Below are 7332 nucleotides of genomic sequence, written 5' to 3'. Positions count from 1 at the left end.
ACCGATGGCATCCCAAGGGATGCGGCCTGGGCGGTGGCAACAGCGGTTCCATTGCGCGCCACATCTCGTCAGAAATGCGCCACCCGTCATCGCGGTTTTCATACTGCTTAGCCATCTTCGCCTCCTCAGAAGGAAGCTTGGACGGAAAAATGGCCTAAAAATTCCCCTATGAGAATAGGTTCTAAGTGCCCGTCGCGAGCCATGAGGCGTGCACACGACGCCACATGGCCCGGTATGCCCGAAATGTGGCGCGACGAACTAAATGTAAGAAATCAGCGGCCGTGGGCGGAGCATTGCCTGCTGCGGAGAAAGATAATCGATAAATATCAGTGGCCTGCCCAGCAGGAATCGAACCTGCGACCCTCAGCTTAGAAGGCTGATGCTCTATCCAACTGAGCTATGGGCAGAGAGAAGCGCCGGCGAATGCCGACACAGAAATGAAAACGGGCCGTCGAAGACGGCCCGTTTTTAAAACCTTGGTCGGAGTACAAGGATTCGAACCTTGGACCCCCTGGTCCCAAACCAGGTGCGCTACCGGGCTGCGCTACACTCCGAATGACTTCATTTTACTATCCCCGAGGTGCCGCGTCAATGCGAGCACCTGCGGACCTGCAATTTAACGATTCAAGCTGCGAGTTTGTCGGCAATGCGGCGCGCCATGCTGTCGGCCATTTCCGCATTCTTCGCTTCGACCATCACGCGGATCAGGGGTTCGGTGCCCGATGCGCGGATCAGCACACGGCCACTCTCGCCCAGTTCGCGCTCGACCGCTTCCTTTTCGGCGACCATGGCCGCATCTTTCGTCCAGTCAAAACCGGGCGCGACGCGCTTGTTGATCAGGGTTTGCGGATACAGCGTCAGTTCCTTGCAGCAGGCCTCGAGCGACTTGTTGCTGCGCCTGAGTGCGGAGAGTACCTGCAGCGACGAGACGATGCCGTCGCCGGTCGTATGCTTGTCCAGCGCCAGAAGGTGGCCGGAGCCCTCGCCGCCCAGGATCCAGCCGCGTTCCTGCATGACTTCCAGCACGTAGCGGTCGCCGACCTTGGCGCGGGCGAAGCCGATGCCGAGTTCCTTGAATGCCACCTCGAGGGCCATGTTCGTCATCAAGGTGCCGACGGCGCCGGCAACCGGGCCGGTCGACATGCGGTCACGCACCATCAGGTACAGCAGCTCGTCGCCGTTGTAGACGCGGCCGTTGGCGTCGACCATGATCAGGCGGTCGGCGTCGCCGTCGAGTGCGATGCCCAGGTCGGCCTTGTGCTCGATCACGGCGGCGGATAAGGCTTTCGGGGCGGTGGCGCCGAAGCCGGCATTGATATTGAAGCCGTCAGGCGAGGCGCCGATCGAGATGACTTCGGCGCCCAGTTCATGGAACACGTGCGGAGCGATGTTGTAGGCGGCGCCGTGAGCGCTGTCGACGACGATCTTCAGGCCGCGCAGGTCGAGTTCGTTCGGGAAGGTGCTCTTGCAAAATTCGATATAGCGGCCTTGCGCGTCGCGCAGGCGTGACGCGCGGCCGAGCTTGTCGGACGGGACGCAATCCATTGGCCGGTCGAGCGCTTCCTCGATGGCGAGCTCCACGCTGTCAGGCAGCTTGGTGCCGTGACCGGAAAAGAACTTGATTCCGTTGTCCTGGAAAGGGTTGTGCGATGCCGAGATCACAACGCCGGCCTGCAGGCGCAGCGCACGCGTCAGGTAGGCGATCGCAGGCGTCGGCATCGGGCCGGCCAGCATGACGTCGACACCGGCGGCGGAAAAGCCCGCTTCGAGCGCTGCTTCGAGCATGTAGCCGGAAATGCGGGTGTCCTTGCCAATCAACACCGTCGGACGGACGGCGGTGGCGTTGTCCTTGACCAGCACCATGCCCGCCGCATAGCCGAGGCGCATTACGAAGTCAGGCGTGATTGGCGCAACGCCAACCTGACCACGAATGCCATCCGTACCGAAATATTTGCGTGCCATGCTTCTTCTCTTTATCGTGAATTAATTCATTAACCAATAGTGGCCGCGCGCCAAACTTTCAGCGCGTCAACCGTCTCTGCTACATCATGTACCCGCACAATGTTAGCGCCATGCGCGACCGCAGCCAACGCGCCTGCGATGCTGCCGGGCAAGCGTCCTTCTACCGGGCGTCCTGTGACGGCCCCGATCATCGATTTGCGCGACAGTCCGATCAATACCGGCAAGCCGAGTTCCCCCTCGATGCGGGCAGTGGCGCGCAGCAAGGCGTAGTTGTGTTCGACCGTCTTGCCAAAGCCCAGGCCAGGATCGAGACAGATGCGTTCGCGCTCGACGCCGGCCGCCAGCAGCGCCTCGACACGCTCGCGCAGGAAGTCGATCACCTCGCCCACGACGTCGGCATAGACAGGCTGCGCCTGCATGTCCTGCGGCGTGCCCTGCATGTGCATGATGCACAGGCCGCAGTCACTGTCTTTCACCGCCTCTATCGCACCCGGCGCCCGGAAGCCGTTGATGTCGTTGATCATGTCGGCGCCCGCAATGATCACCTCGCGCATCACCTGCGGCTTGCAGGTATCGACCGAGACCACCCGCCCCAGTCCCTGCAGCGCATACACGGCCGGCATCACGCGGCGCAATTCTTCCTCGACCGGGACGCTGGGCGAACCCGGCCGGGTCGACTCCCCGCCGATATCGATCAGGTCGACACCAGCGGCTACCATTTCTTCGGCCTTCGAGACCGCAAACTCGAGCGTACAGTAGCGGCCGCCATCGGAAAAGGAGTCCGGCGTGACGTTCAGGATGCCCATGACGAGTGGCCGCTGCTCCAGCCTGAAGCTGAAGCGTCCACATTGGAGTAGTTGGCGCATAAACAGGAAAGCGGTTGAAGAATCGGGAGGATGGGAGCAAGGGGCACGTTAACGAGCAAAAGGCATCCGGGGGATGCCTTTTGTCGACAGATTTGCTAAGCGCTCAAGACGTGCTTAAGCGATCAGGCTGGCGCCGTGGCGTTCGGGGCAACACCGCCCGAACCACTGTCGCCAGGCGGCGTACGCTTGGTCAGGATGCCCGCTTTCGGCGGATGCGGCTCACGGCCTGCCATGATGTCGTTGATCTGATCGGCATCAATGGTTTCCCACTCCAACAGCGCCTTGGTCATCATTTCGACCTTGTCGCGGTTTTCTTCCAGCAAGCGGCGCGACAGTGCGTACTGCGTGTCGAGGATGGCGCGAATTTCAGCATCGACCTTTTGCTGGGTCGCTTCCGAAATGGTCTTGGTGGCGCCACCGAAGAATCCTTCGTTCTCGCTGTCTTCGTAGACCATCACGCCCATGCTTTCGGACATGCCGAAGCGGGTCACCATCGAGCGTGCCAGCTTGGTGGCACGCGAGAAGTCGTTCGAGGCGCCGGTCGACATCTGTCCGACGAAAATTTCTTCAGCAATACGGCCGCCGAACAAGATCGAAATTTCTTCGAGCATCTTGTCCTTGTAGCCGGACAGTGCGTCGTGCTCAGGCAGCTGCCAGGTCAGGCCGAGCGCAAAGCCGCGCGGCATGATCGTGACCTTGTGTACCGGATCGGCCTTTGGCAACAGCTTGGCGATGACCGCGTGGCCCGACTCGTGATACGCCGTGTTGCGGCGCTCTTCCTCGCGCATGACCATCGACTTGCGCTCCGGACCCATGTAGATCTTGTCCTTGGCATCCTCGAAGTCATTCATCTCCACCAGGCGCTTGTTGCGGCGCGCAGCGAACAAGGCTGCTTCGTTGACCAGGTTGGCCAGGTCGGCACCGGAGAAGCCGGGCGTACCGCGTGCCAGGATGTCGGCTTTGACGTCGGCGCCGATAGGCACTTTGCGCATGTGCACGTTCAGGATCTGTTCGCGGCCGCGGATGTCCGGCAGGCCAACCATCACCTGGCGGTCGAAACGGCCAGGGCGCAGCAGCGCTTTATCGAGCACGTCGGCGCGGTTGGTAGCGGCGATCACGATGACGCCCGAAGTGGCTTCAAAGCCGTCCATCTCGACCAGCAGCTGGTTCAGCGTCTGTTCGCGTTCGTCGTTGCCGCCGCCCATGCCGGCGCCGCGGTGACGACCGACAGCGTCGATCTCGTCGATGAAGATGATGCAAGGTGAATGCTTTTTCGCGTTCTCGAACATGTCGCGGACACGGGATGCACCCACGCCGACGAACATCTCGACGAAGTCGGAACCGGAGATCGAGAAGAACGGCACTTTTGCTTCGCCGGCAATGGCACGAGCGAGCAGGGTTTTACCGGTACCTGGAGGACCAACCATCAGGACGCCGCGTGGAATGCGGCCGCCGAGCTTCTGGAACTTGGTCGGGTCTCTCAGGAAGTCGACGATCTCGCTGACTTCTTCTTTCGCTTCGTCGCAACCGGCGACGTCGCCGAAGGTGACGCTGTTGTTCGTTTCATCGAGCATGCGCGCCTTCGACTTGCCGAAGGAGAACGCCCCGCCCTTGCCGCCGCCCTGCATCTGGCGCATGAAGAAAACCCAGACGCCGATGAGCAAGAGCATCGGGAACCAGGAGATGAACACTTGCTGAAGGAACGATGGCTCTTCCGGCGGCTTGACGTCGAAGCGCACGCCATTCTCGCGCAGGTCGCCTATCAGACCGCGGTCGAGCATGGTGGCGGTGGCGCGCACCTTGGTGTCGTCCGAACGGGTGGCCGTGATGTTCTGGCCTTCGATCACCACGTCCTTGATGCGCCGACCCTTGACATCGTCGAGCAGCTCGGAATAAGCGATGGTCTTGCTGCCACCGGCAGGGCTATGGTTGTCGAACTGCTTGAACAGCATGAACAACAGCAGTGCGACTACCACCCAGATGGCAGATTTGGAAAACATATTATTCACGAAAACTCCTCCGATGCGAATCGCACCAATACCAATTTGAGATTGCCGATTTTACTCGCGATTTTACTCGCTATAAGCAGGCCGTGCCACGCACTGCCCGACATGATGCCATATCGCCACCCTTTCCACCTCGTCACGCGCGCGGACGGTGAGTGGAGACATGCAGGCGTGACACTACGCGGTCCATGTGCGGCTGCGATCTCAAATATCAAGGGCCGCATCGCTCCTGGAACCCGATTTATACTCCACAGGATTCTTCAGACCGCGCCCGAGCAGGAAAATTTCCGAGGATTTGTCGCGGCTTGCCTTTGGCTTCATCTGCTTGACCGTCTTGAACTCGGTACGGAACTTCTCGACCATCTGCGTGAACCCCATATCCTTGAAGCATTTCACCAACAATGCGCCGCCGGGCTTCAGATGCATTTGAGAAAACTCAATCGCGAGATCGATCAAATGTTCCATCCGCGCGGCGTCGGCCGTCGGAATACCCGACAGATTGGGCGCCATGTCCGATAGCACAAGGTCGGTCTTGCGGCCGTCGAGCAGGAGCGCTAGTTGGTCCAATACAACATCTTCGCGGAAGTCGCCCTGGATGAAGTTGACGTCGGCAATCGGCTCCATCGGCAGCAGATCGAGGCCGATGATGGTGCCGGTAATGCCTCCGCCCTCTTTCCCTGAGAGCTTGCGGCGCGCGTACTGGGCCCAGCTGCCGGGCGTGCAGCCGAGGTCGACAATGACCTGGCCGTGCTTGATGAGTTTTTCCGCTTCGTCGATTTCTTTCAGCTTGTAGGCGGCGCGGGCGCGGAACCCGTCTTTTTGTGCCTGCTTCACGTACGGGTCGTTAATATGGTCGTGTAACCAGTTTTTGTTTAATTTGTTCTTGGCCATTCGCGTAGAATACTGCTTTTATAGGTACATCAAAAAATTATTATGCTTACACTTACACCCGTCGAACGCAGCGCGCTGCGCGCGGAAGCCCATGGCCTGAAGCCTGTGGTCATGATCGGCGAATCGGGCCTGACGGAATCTGTCATGAAGGAAATCGCTGCCAGCCTCGATGCGCACGGCCTGATCAAGGTCCGCGTCTTCGGCGACGACCGCGAAGCGCGGGTCGCCATGTACGAACAGATCTGCAGCGAACTCGACGCGTCTCCCGTGCAGCACATCGGCAAGCTCCTGGTCCTCTACCGTCCGAAAGTCGAAACGGTCAAGGAACGTAGCAGCAAGGCCGGCAAGGGCATGCGCGAAGTCACCATCGTCAAGGCCAGCGCCAGCGGCACCAAGAAGCCGAGCGTCACCAAGGTCATGATCAAGGGTAACGAACGCGTTACCGCCGGCGGCAACATCAAGCGCGCCAAACCGCGCCAGACCAGCACCAAGAAAAATTCACTGAACAAGTGATCGAAACCGGAGCGTGTCTCCGGTTTTTTTTCGCCCTCAATCCGCGGCGAACGGGAATTTACCTCGACTTCACGACCAGCACGGCCGCCAGCACGCCTTCGATCAGGTGAAACAGCTGCGACACGCCGTGCATCACGGCGAACTGCGTCCACAGCGGTGAAGCACGTACACCAGCCGGCCCTGCCGCTTCGCGCAGCGAGGCCATTGCCGGCTGCAAGCCGACGAACATCACCAGCGCGCAGGCCAGCATCGCCAGCACCAGCAAATTCAAATAACGCCGGCGGCCCTTCTCCAGGTCCGGCGACACACGCACCAGCACCAGCATCAGGAGCGCGCAGGCGATGCTGATCCAGGCCAGGCGGCGCAGGAATGCACCGACAATGTCCCCGGCCAGCGGCCCGCTCACCACGCCGAATACCGCAGGCGCGGCGATGTAGCCGAGCACCCACAAGGCGCCCGCCCACAGGGCCGCCACCAGCACGCGTGCGGCCGGCAGCCTGCGCGCCAGCGGCCGCATCAGATGTAACGCACTTCGAGGATTTCGTATTCGCGCGGGCCGGACGGCGCCTGCACTTCGACCACGTCGCCGGCGTACTTGCCGATCAGGGCGCGTGCGATCGGCGAGGTCACCGATACCTTGCTCAGTTTCAGGTCGGCTTCGTCGAGGCCGACGATCTGGTAACTGACCTTCTGGCCGGAGTCCAGGTCTTCGAGGTCGACCGTCGAGGCAAAGACCACACGGCCTTCGGCGTCGAGCGTCATCGGGTCGATGATCTGGGCGGTACTCAGTTTGCTCTCCAGCTCGGCGATGCGGCCTTCGACGAACGCCTGGCGTTCCTTGGCGGCGTCGTATTCCGCGTTTTCCGACAGGTCGCCGTGCGAACGCGCTTCGGAGATCGCATCGATCACGCTGCGGCGCTCTTTGGTCTTGAGCTGGTGCAGCTCCTGCTTGAGCAGTTCGGCGCCGTATTTGGTCAGTGGTACGGTAGTGGTGTTCATCTGTCTCTACTTGTCGAATATGTGAACGTACCAAGCGAAAACCACAGAGGCGCACGGACAAGCCGCGCGAGCTCTGTGGTTTCACGGGTACTGCT

At 60.7% G+C, this 7332-nt stretch carries 7 protein-coding genes and 2 tRNA genes; 1 reads left to right on the top strand and 8 read right to left on the bottom strand.

The window, feature by feature from the left end:
- Window positions 1-330 precede the first annotated feature (330 nt).
- The 6 genes from ACHAC9_RS19605 to ACHAC9_RS19580 all read right to left on the bottom strand — a co-directional run bounded on the left by ACHAC9_RS19605 (window position 331) and on the right by ACHAC9_RS19580 (window position 5725).
- Window positions 331-407: transfer RNA gene (locus ACHAC9_RS19605), tRNA-Arg, on the bottom strand.
- Window positions 408-477: 70 nt separating this feature from the next.
- Window positions 478-554, bottom strand: a tRNA-Pro gene (locus ACHAC9_RS19600).
- Window positions 555-624: 70 nt separating this feature from the next.
- A complete protein-coding gene (gene glmM / locus ACHAC9_RS19595) occupies window positions 625-1962 on the bottom strand; it encodes a phosphoglucosamine mutase (protein ID WP_435762467.1) in 1338 nt (445 codons plus the stop codon).
- Window positions 1963-1991: 29 nt separating this feature from the next.
- Window positions 1992-2828: a dihydropteroate synthase gene (gene folP / locus ACHAC9_RS19590; RefSeq protein ID WP_435762465.1), complete on the bottom strand. Its 837-nt coding sequence runs from the start codon at window positions 2826-2828 to the stop codon at window positions 1992-1994.
- A 122-nt stretch (window positions 2829-2950) separates the two neighbouring features.
- Complete coding sequence (gene ftsH, locus ACHAC9_RS19585) at window positions 2951-4837, bottom strand: ATP-dependent zinc metalloprotease FtsH (protein WP_435762463.1); 1887 nt, start codon at window positions 4835-4837, stop codon at window positions 2951-2953.
- A gap of 201 nt (window positions 4838-5038) precedes the next feature.
- Complete coding sequence (locus ACHAC9_RS19580; protein WP_435762461.1) at window positions 5039-5725, bottom strand: RlmE family RNA methyltransferase; 687 nt, start codon at window positions 5723-5725, stop codon at window positions 5039-5041.
- A gap of 42 nt (window positions 5726-5767) precedes the next feature.
- Here ACHAC9_RS19580 and yhbY point away from each other — a divergent pair, with 42 nt between their 5' ends.
- Window positions 5768-6238: a ribosome assembly RNA-binding protein YhbY gene (yhbY, locus tag ACHAC9_RS19575; protein ID WP_435762458.1), complete on the top strand. Its 471-nt coding sequence runs from the start codon at window positions 5768-5770 to the stop codon at window positions 6236-6238.
- Window positions 6239-6296: 58 nt separating this feature from the next.
- Here yhbY and ACHAC9_RS19570 read toward each other — a convergent pair whose 3' ends face one another.
- Window positions 6297-6755 carry a DUF4149 domain-containing protein gene (locus ACHAC9_RS19570; RefSeq protein ID WP_435762456.1) on the bottom strand — a complete coding sequence of 153 codons (459 nt, stop codon included), beginning with the start codon at window positions 6753-6755 and terminating at the stop codon, window positions 6297-6299.
- Window positions 6755-7237, bottom strand: coding sequence for a transcription elongation factor GreA (gene greA, locus ACHAC9_RS19565; RefSeq protein WP_435762454.1), 483 nt, complete (start codon window positions 7235-7237; stop codon window positions 6755-6757). Before greA ends, ACHAC9_RS19570 begins: the two co-directional genes overlap by 1 nt.
- Window positions 7238-7332: the final 95 nt, after the last annotated feature.

The sequence above is a fragment of the Massilia sp. CMS3.1 genome, assembly GCF_051262535.1.
Taxonomy (GTDB): Bacteria; Pseudomonadota; Gammaproteobacteria; order Burkholderiales; family Burkholderiaceae_D; genus Telluria.
Note: the sequence above shows the minus strand (reverse complement) of the source record. Positions and strands in the feature narration are given on the sequence as shown.